Raw genomic sequence first — 15,975 nt, 5'->3', positions numbered from 1 at the left:
ATGCGGCAAAAATCGAAAGCATCACTGCCGCTGCCGACACCGCCCAAAGCACGCTCACCAACCGCGAACTGACCAAGTCCGAACGTCCCGAACTTGGTGCCGCCAAGATCATCGTTTCCGGTGGTCGCGGTTTGGGCAGTGGCGAGAACTACCACAAGCTCCTTGAGCCGCTCGCCGACAAGCTTGGTGCGGCCCTCGGTGCAAGCCGTGCCGCGGTCGATGCCGGCTTCGTGCCGAACGACTACCAGGTCGGTCAGACCGGCAAGATCGTTGCGCCGCAGCTGTACATCGCCATCGGCATCTCGGGGGCCATCCAGCATCTGGCTGGCATGAAGGAGTCGAAAGTCATCGTCGCCATCAACAAGGATCCGGATGCACCGATCTTCCAGGTGGCGGATTACGGCTTGGTTGGCGATTTGTTCGAAGTGGTGCCGCAATTGGTCGGAGCTGTCGGCTAAAATAGCTATGTGAATCTGACAGATACCTTGATGGGCGAAGGATGGTACTGGGCGGCCTGGATCGCCTGGGTGCTGTTTTTCGCCCGCAGTCTTTGGCGCGCCCCTTGGCGGCGACTAAAGGATTCCGAGCAGCTCAACGTGTGGCTTGGGATGGTTGTTTTGCTCACTGTTGTCTGGAGCCTCAAGGCTGGCATCAAGCCCGGCCTGACGTTTCACCTGCTCGGGGCGACGGTGTTTACGCTCAGCTTCGGGCCACATCTGGCTTTTGTTGGGCTCTCCCTGGTAACGCTCGGCATTACCTTGAATGGCGCTGCCGGACCGTTCGCCTATGGCGCTAACGCCATGCTGCTGGCTGGCTTGAGTGTGGGGTTGAGCCAGTTTTTCTTCCGTGTTTTTTCCGGTGTGCTGCCCAGACATTTCTTTGTCTTTATCTTCGTAAATGGATTTCTTGGCGCTGCATTGACGATTGTTGGTGTTGGCTTCGCTGCTACGGTCCTGCTGGCAACGGCTGGCGCTTATGAATGGGACTATCTGATCAGCGAATATTTCCCCTATTTTGTGCTGCTTGCGTTCTCTGAAGCGTGGTTGTCGGGGATGTTGATGACCTTATTCGTTGTTTACCGGCCTGAATGGGTAGGTAGCTTCGATGATTCCACTTATCTGGCAGGAAAATAACAGCTACAATTTCAATAATTTAATGTCATTTGGAGTTTCTTCTTTGAAGCGCCTTGCTTATCGCTATTTTTTACCGGTCTTGATGCTCGCTTTCTCGGGTGGCGCGTTTGCGGTCGGCTTGGGCGATTTGCGTGGGCAGCCGGTTCTGGGGGAGCGGATTCAGCTGGAAATCGATCTCCTGGGCGCAGAAAAACAAAAGCTTGACGCCAATTGTTTTCGCCTTGTGCAGCCGCCCGGGTCCGGCGATCTTCCGTGGCTCAGAAAAGCCGGCTTTAGTGTGCGCAAAGGCGTCCAGCCAGTTCTCGAAATTCGCTCGGATGTGCCCTTGCGAGAACCGATCATGCAATTGGCGGTTTACTTGGGTTGCGGGCATGAAATATCCCGAGAGTATATTCTCATGGCATATCCGCTCGGGGGGGGGCAATCTCCTACGGCAGAGCCGCGTCAACGTGAAGTTGCGGCGACTTCCGATAGGCAACCGGTTCAGCGGCCGGTCCGGGTTCGTTCTATCACTCCTGCGGTCAACGATGAGCCGCCAAGGTTGCCTGTCCGGCGTGCTGAAAAACGCCCCGTCACTCGTGGAATGCCAGACCGCCTGATGCTGTCGGATGACGGCTATGTCGCTGAGCCATCTCTGCGTCTGGCGACTGGTTTGTCCTTGGGTGGTGCAGAAACCAAGGAGACACAGCGCGAAATATTGCGTCTTGAGTTCCGGATGTTGATGGCCATGCACGAGCAGGCCACGTCGCAAATGGCCACTGCCGAAAAATTGCGGAACATGGAAGGCACGCTGGGCGAACTCCAGCAGCGTGCGGCAGAGTTTGCCAAGCGAGTGGAAACGGATGGCGCAGTGACCATTCCAGGTTCCTCCGCGCCTGATGGCGGAGCTCCAAATGCTTCGCTTCCCTCTGTCGCTGCACCACTGCCATCGGGGGATATCCCGGTCAGGCAGCAGCCAAAATCGCCTCCGGTCGTGGAGGAGTCGTCGGGGTTGTCTGAGTGGACGCTTTACGGCGTGTTGATTGGATCTGTGCTCGGTCTGGCGGGGTGGCTCGGGTGGAGAAATTATCGAGAGAAGATGCTGGGTGTCGGCGATTCCGAATCCCCTATCCTGATTCCCGAATTGAAGGTTGACCCGAAGCGCGCCGAAGAGCACGAAGAGCTTGGAGGCGTCGACCTTCCCTTCGAGCCGGTGGCCATGGGCATGCCGATGCAGGTGGATGTCGAGCTTGATGTCGGTGGAAGCGAAAGCCAGTCCGGTCAATCGGAGGCGCCGGCGAAGGCACCTGAGCGTGGACACGACTCCCTGATGTCAATCAATGCGACGACCTTGGATGAGCATTTTGAAGCCAATCCCGTCATGGAACTGGCCGATATCATGCTCTCGTTTGGTCGAGTAAAGGGCGCGGCCCAGGCTTTGCAGGAATACATTGACCACAATCCGCAAGAAGCGTTGCAGCCGTGGATTCGCTTGATGGATGTGTACCGGATGGCTGGCATGCGTGCCGAGTTTGAAAATGTTGCCCGCAACCTCAACCTGCATTTTAATGTCGAGGTTCAGAGTTGGGATGATGCTCTTTCGGGAATAGATGTTTCCGGCGAACATCCCGTCGCGCCCCGGCCACAGACCCTGGAAGACCTGCCCCGCCTGGTGAATACGATCGTCGATCTGTGGAATTCCGGCGATGTCGTCGGCTATATGTACCAGTTGCTGCGTGACAACCGGGGCGGCCAACGCCTGGGCTTTTCCTTGCCGGTGGTCGAGGATGTGTTGTTCCTGATTGAGCTAAAAGAAACCGCTAACCGTATGGAAAAAATCTGATGAGCGAATATCTTGCCCCGCTGAAAGAAATGCGTTTTGTCATGCAGGAACTGGCTGGCCTTGATCAGGTGGTTTCGCTACCAGGGTGTGAAGAGGCAACGCCAGACGTCGTTGGCGCCATTCTCGAAGAGGCTGCCCGCTTCGCCGGTGAGGTTTTGTCGCCATTGAACCGGGTTGGCGACAGGGATGGCGCCAAATGGAAAGATACCGTCGTTACGACTTCGCCGGGGTTCAAGGAAGCCTATCGCCAGTTTGTTGACAATGGCTGGAATGGCCTCGGTTGCGACCCCGAGTTTGGTGGGCAGGGCTTGCCCAAGCTCCTCTCTACGGCTGTCAGTGAAATGTGGAAAGCGTCCAATCACGCCTTCTCGCTGTGTCCGATGTTGACGCAAGGCGCCATTGAGGCTTTGATGATTGCCGGTACAGATGAGCAGAAAGCGGCTTATCTGCCAAATCTGGTTTCCGGTGATTGGACTGGCACAATGAACCTGACCGAGCCTTCGGCGGGCTCCGATCTCGCGGCAGTGCGTTCGCGTGCCGAGCCAGTGGGTGATGGAACGTACAGGATTTTCGGACAGAAGATTTTTATCACTTACGGTGAGCACGACATGACGGACAACATCGTCCATCTCGTGTTGGCGCGAACCCCCGGTGCACCTGAGGGCGTCAAGGGTATTTCACTATTCGTCGTGCCCAAGTTCCTGCTCAAGGTCGACGGCACGCCGGGGGAACGCAATGACGTTTATTGCGTTTCCATCGAACACAAACTGGGCATTCATGGCAGCCCCACGGCCGTGCTGGCCTTCGGCGATCATGGTGGGGCCATCGGTACGCTGGTTGGCGAGGAGAATCGTGGCCTCGAATACATGTTCATCATGATGAACGCGGCACGCTTTAACGTCGGTCTTGAAGGTCTGGGCGATGCCGAGCGTGCCTATCAGCGTGCGGTGGTCTTTGCCAGGGAGCGCGTCCAGGGTACGGAAGTCGGTGTCCGGGGCGGCCCGAAAGTGCCGATCATCAAGCATCCCGACGTTCGCCGCATGTTGCTGTCCATGCGGGCCCGTATTGAGGCGATGCGGGCGCTGGCCTATGTGACGGCCGCCGCGCAGGACAATGCGCATGGCAACCCGGATGACGCTGCGCGCGAAAAGGCCAGGGCTTTTGCCGATTTGTTGATTCCGGTCGTCAAGGGGTGGAGCACCGAGAGTGCCATTGATATCGCTTCGCTGGGCGTGCAAGTCCATGGTGGCATGGGTTATATCGAGGAAACCGGTGCTGCGCAGCATCTGCGCGATGCGCGTATTACCGCCATCTACGAGGGGACGACTGCCATTCAGGCCAATGATCTGATTGGTCGCAAGATTGCTCGTGAAAAGGGTTCAACGGTCATGGCTGTGATTGCGGACATGCGATCAGCGGTAGCGCACCTTGATGGCGATCTGGTAGCAATTGGTGCCCGTCAGAGTGCGGCGGTCGACGCGCTGGAGAAGGCTGTTTCCTGGATCGTTGCCAATTTCTCTACGGATCCAAAGGCGGCACATGCCGGGGCTGTACCTTTTCTCTATCTGTTCGGGATCGTCGCTGGTGGCTGGCAGATGGGGCGTGCCGCGGTGATTGCACGCAATAAGATTGCCGCGGGAGAAACAGATCCTTTTTGGGCTGCAAAACTGGCAACGACGCAGTTTTATGCCGATCATTTCCTGACTCAGGCTGCTGGTCTGGCCGAGTCTGTGGTTGCCGGTGCGGCCGGAGCCTTGGAACTAGCCGACGACAGTTTCTGACAATCAGTCCCTTGTTTTCGCCAAAAGCCCACGACTGCTGATATAATCGTGGGCTTTTCAACCTTGCCCTACCGCACCCGCATGGTGGAGGGTTTATCCCAAAAGGAGATTGCATGCGCCATTACGAAATCTGCTTTATCGTCCATCCGGACCAAAGCGAACAGGTGCCCGGCATGGTCGAGCGCTATCGCGCCATTGTTGCCGCCAAGAACGGCACCATTCATCGTCTGGAAGACTGGGGCCGCCGTCAACTGGCTTACCCTATCCAGAAGATCCACAAGGCCCACTACGTTCTGATGAACATCGAGTGCGACGGCGAAACGCTGAACGAACTCGAACATTCGTTCAAGTTCAACGACGCTGTGCTGCGCCACCTGACCGTCAAGATGAAAGCGGCTGTGACGACTCCTTCCCCGATGATGAAGGAAGAGAAGTCCAAGTCGATGATGCCTGCCGATGCAGCTCCGGCTGCTCCGGTTGAAGCGGCTGCCGCTGTCTAAGACTCTGTACGGGAATTACGGCTGAACTGCATCACTCTCTCGGGAAAACTGGTCGAGCGCAAGGCATTGCGCTACACACCGGCTGGTCTCCCGGTTAGCGAAGGATGGCTGCAACACAGCTCCTCGCAAACTGAAAGTGGTGTAGAGCGCTTGGTGGAAGTGGAAATTGCTGTCGTGGCCCTGGGCGAAACTGCCCGCTGGCTGGAGGCGGCACCCCTCGGTGGGACGGTCAAACTGACTGGATTTCTGGCTGCCAAGAGCCGCAACAGCAAGGCTCCCGTATTGCATGTGAATACACTCGAATTTTTGGAAGGAAATGAAAATGGCTCGGTTCTTCAAGAAGAAGGATGACGACAAGAAAAAGAAGCGCGGTGGCGGCCTGTTCAAGCGTCGCAAGTTCTGCCGCTTCACGGCTGAAAAGGTCGAACAGATCGACTACAAGGATGTGGATGTCCTCAAGGAATTCATCCAGGAAAACGCCAAGATCATGCCGGCTCGTTTGACCGGCACCAAGGCCGGTTATCAGCGCCAGCTGGGCACCGCTATCAAGCGCGCCCGCTTCATGGCACTGCTGCCGTACACCGATAACCATCAATAATTTTCGAGGAGACGAAACATGCAAATCATTCTGCTCGAAAAGGTTGTTAACCTCGGTAATCTCGGCGATGTGGTCAAGGTCAAGGACGGCTATGCCCGTAACTTCCTGATTCCGCAACGTATGGCCAAGCGTGCTACGCCGGCTGCCATGGCCGAATTTGAAGTGCGCCGCGCCGAACTGGAAAAGCTCGCTGCTGAAAAGCTGGCGGCTGCCCAGGCTGTTGCTGACAAGATGAACGGTACTGCCGTTTCCGTCGCCCGCAAGGCCGGCATGGATGGTCGTCTGTTCGGTTCGGTCGGTAACGTTGATATCGCTGACGCCCTCAAGGCGGCTGGCTTCGATGTCGACAAGTCGGCCATCCGCATGCCGGACGGTCCGCTCAAGGCAATCGGCGAGTTCCCGCTCGACGTTGCCCTGCACACCGACGTGCTGGCCAACATCACCGTGGCTGTGGTCGCCGAGTAATTCCGGACATCACCCACCAAAAAGGCCTCGCGATTGCGAGGCCTTTTTAATTTAAACTTGCCGCCATGAATCAACGTCCGCCAAAGCCAAGAATCTCTGATTCCACTCTTGATCACCTGCGTGTGCCTCCTCACTCAATCGAGGCAGAGCAGTCGGTTTTGGGTGGCTTGTTGCTCGATAATCAGGCTTGGGACCGAATTGGCGATCAGGTTGCCGAAACGGATTTCTACCGGGATGAACACCGGCGGATTTTCCGGCAGATTCGCAAGTTGCTGGATAACGCCAAGCCAGCCGATGTGGTTACGGTTGCCGAGGCGCTTGATGCGGCCGGTGAGGGGGATCAGACCGGTGGGCTGGCCTACCTTGGTGAGTTGGCGGCCAATACGCCCTCGGCGGCTAACATCAAACGTTATGCCGAAATCGTTCGTGAGCGTTCGGTATTGCGCAAGCTTGTTGCTACAGCTGACGAGATTGCCGCCGATGCGTTGAATCCGCTAGGCCGGGATGCCGAGACGCTGCTTGATGAAGCGGAATCGAAGATTTTCAGGATTGCGGAAGCAGGGGCGGGGCACAGCGAAGGTTTTGTCCATATCAACCCCTTGTTGACTCAGGTGGTTGAGCGGATCCAGGAGTTGCACGACAGGGACAATCCTTCCGATATCACCGGCGTGCCGACCGGTTTTATCGATCTCGACCAGAAAACGTCAGGTTTTCAACCGGGAGACCTGATTATTGTTGCGGGTCGTCCGTCGATGGGGAAGACCGCGTTTGCGCTGAATATTGCTGAAAATGTTGCGGTCGAAAGCGGTCTGCCGGTTGGTGTATTTTCGATGGAAATGGGTGGAGCCCAGTTGGCCATGCGGATGCTGGCCTCGATCGGGCGCCTTAATTCGCAAAGCCTGCGTACAGGCAGGATGAACGACGAAGAGTGGTCCAAGCTGTCCTTCGCGCTCGGCAAATTGCATGAAGCGCCGATATATATTGATGAAACGGGCGGTCTGAGTCCGGCCAATCTGCGTGCCCGCGCCCGACGTCTGGCGCGACAATACGGCGGGAAATTGGGGCTTATTGTCATCGACTACATCCAGCTCATGAGCGGTAATCGGCAAGGCGAAAATCGGGCGACCGAAGTTTCGGAAATCTCCCGCTCGATCAAATCCCTGGCCAAAGAGCTGCAGGTGCCTATCGTCGCCCTATCGCAGTTGTCGCGGAAGGTTGAGGAGCGGACTGACAAGCGGCCGATGATGTCCGACTTGCGTGAGTCAGGCGCTATCGAACAGGATGCCGACGTGATCCTGATGATGTACCGCGACGAGTATTACAACAAGGAAAGCCAGGACAACAAGGGCTTGGCCGAAGTTATTATCGGCAAGCAGCGTAACGGCCCGACCGGTACGGTGCGCCTGAACTTCGTCGGCGAATTCACTCGCTTCCAGAATCTGGCTAGCGGCGGCTTCATCGATTCGCAGAACTGAGGTTCGTCTACAGAACGACCTGCCGGGTACGGATGCTGTACTGGAGGGCTGCGTCAGCACGACTGCCCGATGATTCCAGTTGCGGCATGAGAAGGAAGGGGATGGCTGAATTCTTTCCTGGCAGGACGACATCGGTCCCCAAGTTGAAGGCAATCCAGTTCATTTCCCACACGCCGAACAGGATTTTCTTCAGCGAGATCAGCTTGCTGTCGCGATCGGAAAGAACTTCCATGGAAATCGCACGGCGCACATCGCTGGGATCAACCGGGATCCATCCGTAGCCCGGCACGTAAAATTCAGCACGGACATGATGGCCACGCGTCGCATCATCGCTGCTCAGTCCGAGGCTTCGAAACAGCCGTGACGATCCGGTACGCATGCCGTAAACACAACGTGCCGGAATGCCGATGGCCCGGCAGATCGAGACAAAGAGGCCGTTGATGTCAGCCGAGCGCCCGCCGTATTGCCCCTGGATCAACTGCCGGCGAACATCACCGGTGCCGCTTCCGGGCAGGGAGAGATCGTAAGTGGTGTTGTCGACGACCCATTCATAGATGGCCTTGGCTTGGGCTACCGGGTCCTTGATACGTCCCAGGATGCGCTCGCCAAGCTGGAAGGCCAGGCCATCGTTGGGGATAAGCTGGGAGGCTTGGAGGTTGCGGCGCAGGATGTCTTCGCGCTCCGGGGCGACCGTCCGTTTGGTGACGTCAAAATGGCGGTCAGCTGTGGTAACCAGTGTAGTTAACTGAAGCCGGGCATCGCCGCTGTCCGGCCATTCGCAGTAGAAGACCTCAAGGTCGCCATCCGGCAGGCGGCGCATGCTGGCGTTGGCCTGATTGCCGGCCCAAGTGTGTCCGAGGGTGCGCTGATACAGCGTATCCTGGTTGAGCGGAAGGGGTAGCCAGAGCTTGGCGGCGCCGCTTCTGTTTTTCAGGTTGACCGTCGTCGTGATCTCAAAGGTGCGCCATTCGCTCGGTGGTTCCGGCGCTTTGACGGGTGGCAGACGGGAGGCGGACGTACCTTGCGGCGGTCGCTCGATCACCGAATCTTCTGCGGTATGGGCTACCGGCTGTTGAGGCTTGTAGCTGACTTTGCCTTTTCGCTGGCCTGTTCTGGCGGCTGGTTTTTTCACCGGCTTGCCCGTGCTTGCCTTGGTCGAACCAGCTTTGGCCTGCTTCTTTGCTGCCCATGCGTCGGTGACGAATAGCGAGAGTGCTGCGGCTGATGCTAGAAAATCGCGACGTTTCAAGAAACTCCTCCGGCTGAAACAATCCGTGGTTGAAACGAAAAGGCCGTGTCACTGACACGGCCCCTTGATTGATGGAACAATTATAGCACTTCGGCCGCGTGGTCGGCCAAGCGGGAGCGCTCCCCGCGTTGTAACGTTATGTGACCAGAGTGCGGCCAGCCCTTGAAGCGGTCTACAACGTAGGTCAGGCCCGAACTGCCCTCTGTCAGGTAAGGCGTGTCGATCTGCGCAATGTTGCCCAGACAGACCACCTTGGTGCCGGGGCCGGCGCGGGTGACCAGCGTTTTCATCTGCTTCGGCGTCAGGTTCTGGGCTTCGTCGATAATCAGGAATTTCTTGAGGAAGGTCCGGCCGCGCATGAAGTTCATTGACTTGATCTTGATCCGCGAACGGATGATGTCGTTCGTCGCCGCCTTGCCCCAGTCGCCGCCGTAGGCGCCGCTGCTCGCTTCGTCGGTGTGGGTCAGTACATCAAGATTGTCTTCGAGGGCGCCCATCCACGGCGCCATTTTTTCTTCCTCGGTGCCGGGCAGGAAGCCGATGTCTTCACCAACCGGAACGGTGGCGCGGGTCATGATGATTTCGGCAAACAGCTTGCTTTCCAATACCTGGGTCAGGCCGGCAGCCAGGGTTAGTAGCGTCTTGCCGGTACCGGCCTGGCCAAGCAGGGTGACGAAATCGATATCCGGATTCATGAGCAGGTTCATCGCGAAATTCTGTTCGCGATTGCGCGCCATGATGCCCCACACGGCATTCTTCGGATGGGTGTAGTCGATCAGCGTTTCGAGAACGGCGGTCTTGCCGGCAGATTCCTTGACGATGGCCGTGAAACCGTCCTTTTCTAGCCAGATGCATTCATTGACCAGCATCTGCGGACAGAGCGGGCCGGTGACCTTGTAATAGGTCCGGCTGTCCTTCTTCCACGACTCCATGCTCTTGCCGTGCTTGTCCCAGAAGTTGTCGGGCAGGGCGCGAGTGCCGGTGTAGAGGATGTCGGTGTCCTCGAGCACCTTGTCGTTGAAGTAGTCCTCGGCGAGCAGGTTGAGGGCGCGCGACTTGATGCGCATGTTGATGTCTTTCGACACCAGGATGACCGGGCGCTTGGGGAATTTCTTCTGGAGGTGGATGACCACCGAGAGGATCTGGTTGTCGACCTTGGAGGTCGGCAGGCCTTGCGGCAGATCGGCGCTGATAGCTTCGGTCTGCAGGAAGAGCCGGCCGCTGGCCAGCTTTTTCGACGGACCGTAGAGATCGATGCCTTCATCGATGTCGTCCTCGCCGTTGGCGGCCAGCAATTCGTCCAGCATCCGTGAGGTCTGGCGGGCATTGCGGGCAATTTCGGACATGCCCTTCTTGTGGTTGTCGAGCTCTTCCAGCGTCATGATAGGCAGGAAGACGTCGTGTTCTTCGAATCTGAAAAGACTGCTTGGGTCGTGCATGAGCACGTTGGTGTCAAGGACGAAAATTTTGGTAACGGCGGGCTTCTTGATGGCTGCGGGCTTGCGCGGCATGGAGTGGGCCTTTGGTTGGGTGGGAGAAGTAAAAAGGGTTAAAGGGTTTTGACGAAATCAAGAACTTCCTGAACGTGGCCGGGGACTTTGACACCACGCCATTCGCGGCGCAGAACGCCGCTACGGTCAATGACGAAGGTGCTCCGTTCAATTCCCCGCACCTGTTTCCCATACATGTTTTTCATTTTCATGACAGCGAACAGGGTGCAGATGGCTTCATCGGCATCGGAGCCCAGTTCGAAGGGGAAGCTTTGTTTGGCCTTGAAGTTTTCGTGTGACTTCAGGCTATCGCGCGAAATGCCGAGAACGACGGCGTTGGCGGCGATGAATTGGTCGTGCAGATCGCGGAAATTTTGCCCTTGGGTTGTGCAGCCCGGGGTGCTGTCCTTCGGGTAGAAATAGATCACGACGACCTTGCCAGCTTGGGCGGCCAGGCTGAAAGTGGTGCCGCCGGTGGCCGGCAGGGAGAAGTCGGGGATTGGGGTGTCGAGCATGGCAATGCCTCTGTGTTGTGGTGTTTGAGGCATTGTGGGCAATTCACCGCAGGCAGGTCAAGCGGTCCGGCGGGCATTTGTTAAACTTCTGTCCATGCGAAAAATCTGCGCGAGCCTCGTTGTCGTCATCGCCCTGTCCGGCTGCGGGCAGGCCTGGAACGATCCGTACCCGGCCGCCGATGGCGGACGCAACATTCTCTACACGGCCTTCACCGACCGGCCCAAGCATCTCGACCCGGCGCGCTCCTATGCCGAGGACGAGATTACCTTCACGGGGCAGATCTATGAGCCGCCGCTGCAATACCACTATCTGAAGCGGCCTTACGAGTTGATTCCGGCTACCGTCGAGCAGGTGCCGGTGCCGCGTTTCTACGACGCGGCCGGGCGCGAATTGCCCCACGATGCGCCGGTTGAGCGCATCGCCGAGAGTGTTTATGAGCTGAAACTCAAGCCGGGTATCCGTTTCCAGCCGCATCCGGCCTTCGCGCTCGATTCCCACGGTCAACCGGAAATTTTGGCCAAAAATGAAATCGCCAAACGGCAGACCATGGCCGATTTCCCCACGGTCGGTACGCGCGAACTGCGCGCCGACGACTACATCTACCAGATCAAGCGCCTAGCCCACCCGCACCTGCATTCGCCGATTTTCGGCATGATGGCCGACAAGATCGTTGGCTTGAAGGAACTCGGCGACAGCCTGCAGAAAGCCGCCAAGGACAAGCCTGCGAGTGAATGGCTCGATCTCGATGCCTACCCGCTGAGCGGCGTTGAGAAGGTCGACGCGCTGACCTGGCGCATCCGAATCAAGGGCAAGTACCCGCAGTTTCTCTACTGGCTGGCCATGCCGTTTTTTGCGCCGGTGCCGCGCGAGGTCGACCGCTTTTTCAGCCAGCCCGGCATGGCGGAAAAGAACCTGACGCTGGACTGGTGGCCGGTCGGCACTGGCCCGTTCATGCTCAGCGAAAACGATCCGAACCGCCGCATGGTTCTCTCGCGCAACCCGAATTTCCACGGCCAGACCTACCCCTGCGAAGGCGAGCCGGGCGACCGTGCAGCCGGCTTGCTCGACGATTGCGGCAAGCCGCTGCCCTTCCTCGATGAGGCCATCTTCACGCGCGAGAAAGAGGCGATCCCGTACTGGAACAAGTTCCTGCAGGGTTACTACGACGCTTCCGGGATTTCCTCCGACAGCTTCGATCAAGCTGTACGCGTCAATGTCGGCGGCGACGTGGCACTGAGTGACGAGATGCGCGACAAAGGCATCCGCCTGCTGACGTCGGTCAAGTCGTCGACCTTCTACATGGGTTTCAACATGCTCGACCCGGTCATCGGCGGCCTGACGCCACGGGCGACCAAGTTGCGCCAGGCCATTTCGATAGCCATCGACCAGGAAGAATTCATCTCCATCTTCCAGAACGGCCGTGGCATCGCCGCGCAAAGTCCTCTGCCACCGGGGATCTTCGGTTTCGAAGCGGGCGAGCAAGGGATTGACAGCACCGTTTACGACTGGGTCGATGGCAAGCCGAAACGCAAGCCAGTCGAGGTCGCCAAAAAGCTGGTCGCCGAAGCCGGTTATCCGAATGGCCGCGATGAAAAAACCGGCGAACCGCTCGTCGTCAATCTCGACACCACCGGTGGCGGCATGGGTGAAAAATCCCGGCTTGACTGGCTGACCCGGCAATTTGCCAAGATCGACGTGCAACTGGTCGTTCGCTCGACCGACTTCAACCGCTTCCAGGACAAGATCCGCAAGGGCAACGTCCAGCTCTATTACTTCGGCTGGAACGCCGATTACCCGGACCCGGAAAATTTCTTCTTCCTGCTCGACGGCAACGAAGGCAAGGTCGCCAAGGGCGGCGAGAACGCCTCGAACTACGCCAATCCCGAATTCGACCGCCTGTTTCTGCGCATGAAAAACATGGACAACACACCCGAGCGCCTGGGCATCGTCCGCCAGATGAACACTATCCTGCACCACGACGCGCCCTGGGTTTTCGGCCTGCACCCGAAAAGCTATACCCTGAGCCATCGCTGGCTCAGAAATCGCAAGCCGAGCGATGTTGGCAACAACACCTTGAAATACCAGCGCATCGACACTGCTGAACGCGCTGCTGCCCGCCGCGAATGGAATGGCCCGGTGCTCTGGCCGCTCGGGCTTGGTCTGCTGGTGCTGGTGCTGGCCATCATCCCTGCCATTATTGGCTATCGTCGCCGCGAGCGCCGGGCCGCGCTCAAGTGAAGCTAATCGAGCGCCAGCAAGGGCTTGATGCCGAACTGCTCAATTTTCACGACTTGTGGCATCCGCAGCCCTTTCGTGAGCCTCGACCGGAATGGTGCGAGCGCTGGCCGTCGTTGTTCGATGAACTGATGGGTTTGCCCGAAGCCGAGATTGCGCGCCTAAACGATGACAGCGAGGCTGCGTTGGCTCTGCTCGCCCGTCACGTTCCGGCCGTCTCCACGCTTTCCCCCTTGGCTGATTTGCCAGTACTGCAAGGCGCATCGTTGCCGGAGCGCAGTGCCCACTGGGCCTGGGAAATCCCCGGCCGCAAGCGCGAGCAAATCGAGGCCTTTGCCGCTGCGGCCGGTCAGGGCCGGCAACCAGTTCTCGACTGGTGCGGTGGCAAGGGCCACCTTGGCCGCCTGCTGGCGCAGGCCTGGCAGACGCCGGTTCATACCCTCGAGATCGATGCCAATTTGTGCGAGGCGGGGGAAGGTCTGGCCCAACGGGCGGGAGTCCGGCAGCAATTTGTCGTTTCTGATGCGTTGACCGCTACCGACTGGCCGCAGGCCGGCCAGCATGCCGTCGCCCTGCACGCCTGCGGCGAACTACATCGTCGCTTGATCCGAGATGGTGTCGACAAATGCGTCGACAGCTTCGATGTTGCGCCCTGCTGTTACTACCGTGGCGTCGCCGAAAACTATCTGGCGCTGTCGGCCAATCTGCATTTGGCGCTGACGCGCGACGATACCCGTCTGGCCGTGACCGAAACCGTCACCTCGTCGTCGAGGGAAACGCGGCAGCGGGATCGGGCTATTGCCTGGAAGCTCGGTTTCGATTCCTATCGCCGGACGGTGAGTGGCGATGCTTACCGCAGTTTCAAACCGGTGCCCGACGCTTGGGTGCGTGCCGAGTTCGCGGATTTTCTGGGCCGGATGGCAGAACGGGAGGGACTGCCGCTGCCATCGACCTCAGTTGCCACAGAATTCGAAGTCCGCGGCTGGCAGCGGCGTAACGAAGTCATGCGGCTATCCATCGTCCGCCATGCCTTTCGTCGGGCCATCGAAGTCTGGCTTGTCCTCGATCTGGCCTGTTTTCTCAATGAACGGGGTTACGAGGTCGGCCTGGGCAGCTTCTGCGACCGGCGTCTGACGCCGCGCAACCTGCTTATTTCGGCCCGACTAGCCTAGCCAGATAGTCGGCCAGTTCGCTCGGATGGTCGATGACCAGATCGGCACCCCAGGCGTGCAGCGGCCCGCTGTCGCCGAGATAACCATAGGAGACGGCCACGGTCTTGCACCCAGCGGCGTTGCCGGCGACGATGTCGCGCCGGTCGTCACCGACGTAAAGAGTCCGTTCCGGTCGGCAGCGGAGCAGTTGGCAGGCATGCAGGATAGGCAAGGGCGAAGGCTTCGCCTCGGCCGTCGTGTCGCCACTGACGACGCAGTTCGTGCGTGGTGTCAGTTGCAGCAACTCGACCAGTGGATCAGTAAATCGCATCCGCTTGTTGGTGACGATGCCCCAGCCCAGATTCAGGGCTTCCAACGCATCGAGCAGTTCGGGAATGCCGTCGAACAGGCGGGTGGCGTCACACAGGCGTCCGGCGTAAATCTCAAGAAAGCGCAGTGACAGACGCTCGTAGCTCGGATGCGAGTTATCGATACCGAAGCCCGCATTGAGCAGTCCACGAACGCCTTGCGAGGTATATGGCCTGAGCGCGGTCAGGGATTGCTGCGGTCGACCTTCCTCTAGCAGCAAAATATTGACTGCTTCGCCGAGGTCGGGCGCCGTATCAGCCAGCGTCCCGTCCAGGTCGAAAAGTACGGCATCAAACATGCCGCGTCGCGCGCATCAGGTAATTGACGCTGGTGTCCGTTCCCAATGAATAGACTTTGCTTAGCGGGTTGTAGCTCATGCCGACGACTTCGTCCGGTTCAAGTCCGGACAGCTTGGCCCAGCGCGCCAGTTCCGATGGTTTGACGAACTTGGCGTAGTCATGCGTGCCCCTGGGCAGCATGTTCATGATGTATTCAGCACCAATTACCGCAAAAAGGTAGGACTTCGGGTTGCGGTTCAGCGTGGACAGAAAAACCTGGCCGCCCGGTTTGACCAAACGCGCGCAAGCGGCGATGACGCTGGACGGGTTGGGCACGTGTTCGAGCATTTCAAGGCAGGTCACCGCATCGAAAGCACCCGGCATTTCATCCGCCAGTTGCTCGACGGAAATTTTGCGGTAATCGACCTTTTGGCCGCTCTCGAGTAAATGCAGCTTGGCGACGCCCAGCGGCTTTTCCGAGAGGTCGATGCCGGTCACATTGGCGCCACGTACCGCCATGCCTTCCGAGAGCAGGCCGCCACCGCAGCCGACATCGAGGATGCGTTTTCCGGCAAGGCCGATGGCCTGGTCGATCCAGTCCAGTCGCAACGGATTGATATCGTGCAGCGGCTTGAATTCGCTGTTCGGATCCCACCAGTGGTGGGCGAGATCACCAAACTTTTCCAGTTCGGCGGGGTCGGCGTTGAGCATGGTCATGGGGTCGAGAAAATTTGATCAGAAAAGAAAAAGCCCTGCCGAAGCAGGGCTTTCATTGAAGCGTCGGCCGATTACTTGGTGCCGATGACTTCGATATCAACGCGACGATCCGGCTGCAGGCAGTCGATCAGGGCCTTGGTCTTGGCGTTGCCCTTGCACTTGTCGCCGGTAACCGGCTGCTTCTCGCCCTTGCCTT

At 58.4% G+C, this 15,975-nt stretch carries 16 protein-coding genes and 1 pseudogene; 11 read left to right on the top strand and 6 right to left on the bottom strand.

What is annotated here, in order from left to right:
• The 9 genes from WBK19_RS01595 to dnaB all read left to right on the top strand — a co-directional run.
• On the top strand, positions 1-458 hold a 458-nt coding region (locus tag WBK19_RS01595), incomplete at its 5' end, for an electron transfer flavoprotein subunit alpha/FixB family protein (protein ID WP_511286310.1).
• A gap of 30 nt (positions 459-488) precedes the next feature.
• Positions 489-1,133, top strand: a complete 645-nt coding sequence (locus WBK19_RS01590; protein WP_511286308.1) for an energy-coupling factor ABC transporter permease — start codon at positions 489-491, stop codon at positions 1,131-1,133.
• Positions 1,105-2,955 carry a type IV pilus assembly protein FimV gene (locus WBK19_RS01585; protein ID WP_511286306.1) on the top strand — a complete coding sequence of 617 codons (1,851 nt, stop codon included), beginning with the start codon at positions 1,105-1,107 and terminating at the stop codon, positions 2,953-2,955. The genes WBK19_RS01590 and WBK19_RS01585 overlap by 29 nt, the downstream gene beginning before the upstream one ends.
• Positions 2,955-4,736 carry an acyl-CoA dehydrogenase gene (locus WBK19_RS01580; protein WP_511286304.1) on the top strand — a complete coding sequence of 594 codons (1,782 nt, stop codon included), beginning with the start codon at positions 2,955-2,957 and terminating at the stop codon, positions 4,734-4,736. The genes WBK19_RS01585 and WBK19_RS01580 overlap by 1 nt, the downstream gene beginning before the upstream one ends.
• Before the next feature lie 113 nt (positions 4,737-4,849).
• Positions 4,850-5,236 carry a 30S ribosomal protein S6 gene (gene rpsF, locus WBK19_RS01575; protein WP_511286302.1) on the top strand — a complete coding sequence of 129 codons (387 nt, stop codon included), beginning with the start codon at positions 4,850-4,852 and terminating at the stop codon, positions 5,234-5,236.
• Between the two features lie 21 nt (positions 5,237-5,257).
• Positions 5,258-5,587, top strand: coding sequence for a primosomal replication protein N (priB, locus tag WBK19_RS01570; RefSeq protein WP_511286311.1), 330 nt, complete (start codon positions 5,258-5,260; stop codon positions 5,585-5,587).
• Complete coding sequence (rpsR, locus tag WBK19_RS01565; RefSeq protein WP_011286983.1) at positions 5,559-5,834, top strand: 30S ribosomal protein S18; 276 nt, start codon at positions 5,559-5,561, stop codon at positions 5,832-5,834. Before priB ends, rpsR begins: the two co-directional genes overlap by 29 nt.
• A gap of 18 nt (positions 5,835-5,852) precedes the next feature.
• On the top strand, positions 5,853-6,299 hold the full coding sequence (gene rplI / locus WBK19_RS01560) for a 50S ribosomal protein L9 (RefSeq protein ID WP_511286300.1): 447 nt from the start codon (positions 5,853-5,855) through the stop codon (positions 6,297-6,299).
• A gap of 65 nt (positions 6,300-6,364) precedes the next feature.
• Positions 6,365-7,774: a replicative DNA helicase gene (dnaB, locus tag WBK19_RS01555; protein WP_226495975.1), complete on the top strand. Its 1,410-nt coding sequence runs from the start codon at positions 6,365-6,367 to the stop codon at positions 7,772-7,774.
• A gap of 7 nt (positions 7,775-7,781) precedes the next feature.
• Here the strand turns inward: dnaB and WBK19_RS01550 are convergent, their stop codons facing one another.
• The 3 genes from WBK19_RS01550 to WBK19_RS01540 form a co-directional block, all read right to left on the bottom strand.
• The gene (locus WBK19_RS01550; RefSeq protein WP_511286298.1) at positions 7,782-9,023 is read right to left on the bottom strand and encodes a transglutaminase-like domain-containing protein; all 1,242 of its coding nucleotides are present in this window, start codon (positions 9,021-9,023) and stop codon (positions 7,782-7,784) included.
• Between the two features lie 80 nt (positions 9,024-9,103).
• Positions 9,104-10,534 (bottom strand): PhoH family protein, encoded by a 1,431-nt coding sequence (locus WBK19_RS01545; protein ID WP_511286296.1) that lies wholly within the window; start codon positions 10,532-10,534, stop codon positions 9,104-9,106.
• Positions 10,535-10,572: 38 nt separating this feature from the next.
• On the bottom strand, positions 10,573-11,028 hold the full coding sequence (locus WBK19_RS01540; RefSeq protein WP_511286294.1) for a peroxiredoxin: 456 nt from the start codon (positions 11,026-11,028) through the stop codon (positions 10,573-10,575).
• Positions 11,029-11,122: 94 nt separating this feature from the next.
• On the opposite strand from WBK19_RS01540, the gene WBK19_RS01535 reads away from it, so the two are divergent.
• Both WBK19_RS01535 and WBK19_RS01530 read left to right on the top strand, forming a co-directional pair.
• Positions 11,123-13,267, top strand: a complete 2,145-nt coding sequence (locus WBK19_RS01535; RefSeq protein WP_511286292.1) for an ABC transporter substrate-binding protein — start codon at positions 11,123-11,125, stop codon at positions 13,265-13,267.
• The gene (locus WBK19_RS01530) at positions 13,264-14,436 is read left to right on the top strand and encodes a methyltransferase (protein ID WP_511286290.1); all 1,173 of its coding nucleotides are present in this window, start codon (positions 13,264-13,266) and stop codon (positions 14,434-14,436) included. The genes WBK19_RS01535 and WBK19_RS01530 overlap by 4 nt, the downstream gene beginning before the upstream one ends.
• Here the strand turns inward: WBK19_RS01530 and WBK19_RS01525 are convergent.
• From WBK19_RS01525 to WBK19_RS01515, 3 genes and pseudogenes are all read right to left on the bottom strand, one after another.
• Positions 14,414-15,082 (bottom strand): HAD family hydrolase, encoded by a 669-nt coding sequence (locus WBK19_RS01525; protein ID WP_511286289.1) that lies wholly within the window; start codon positions 15,080-15,082, stop codon positions 14,414-14,416. The genes WBK19_RS01530 and WBK19_RS01525 overlap by 23 nt on opposite strands.
• Positions 15,075-15,779: a bifunctional 2-polyprenyl-6-hydroxyphenol methylase/3-demethylubiquinol 3-O-methyltransferase UbiG gene (gene ubiG / locus WBK19_RS01520; protein WP_511286287.1), complete on the bottom strand. Its 705-nt coding sequence runs from the start codon at positions 15,777-15,779 to the stop codon at positions 15,075-15,077. Before ubiG ends, WBK19_RS01525 begins: the two co-directional genes overlap by 8 nt.
• A gap of 71 nt (positions 15,780-15,850) precedes the next feature.
• A pseudogene (locus tag WBK19_RS01515) lies at positions 15,851-15,975 on the bottom strand (OmpA family protein); the annotation flags it as partial.

This window comes from Azonexus sp. (assembly GCF_049652925.1).
Taxonomy (GTDB): domain Bacteria; phylum Pseudomonadota; class Gammaproteobacteria; order Burkholderiales; family Rhodocyclaceae; genus Azonexus.
The sequence above is the reverse complement of the archived record's forward strand: the minus strand, read 5'-3'. Positions and strand labels throughout refer to the sequence as shown.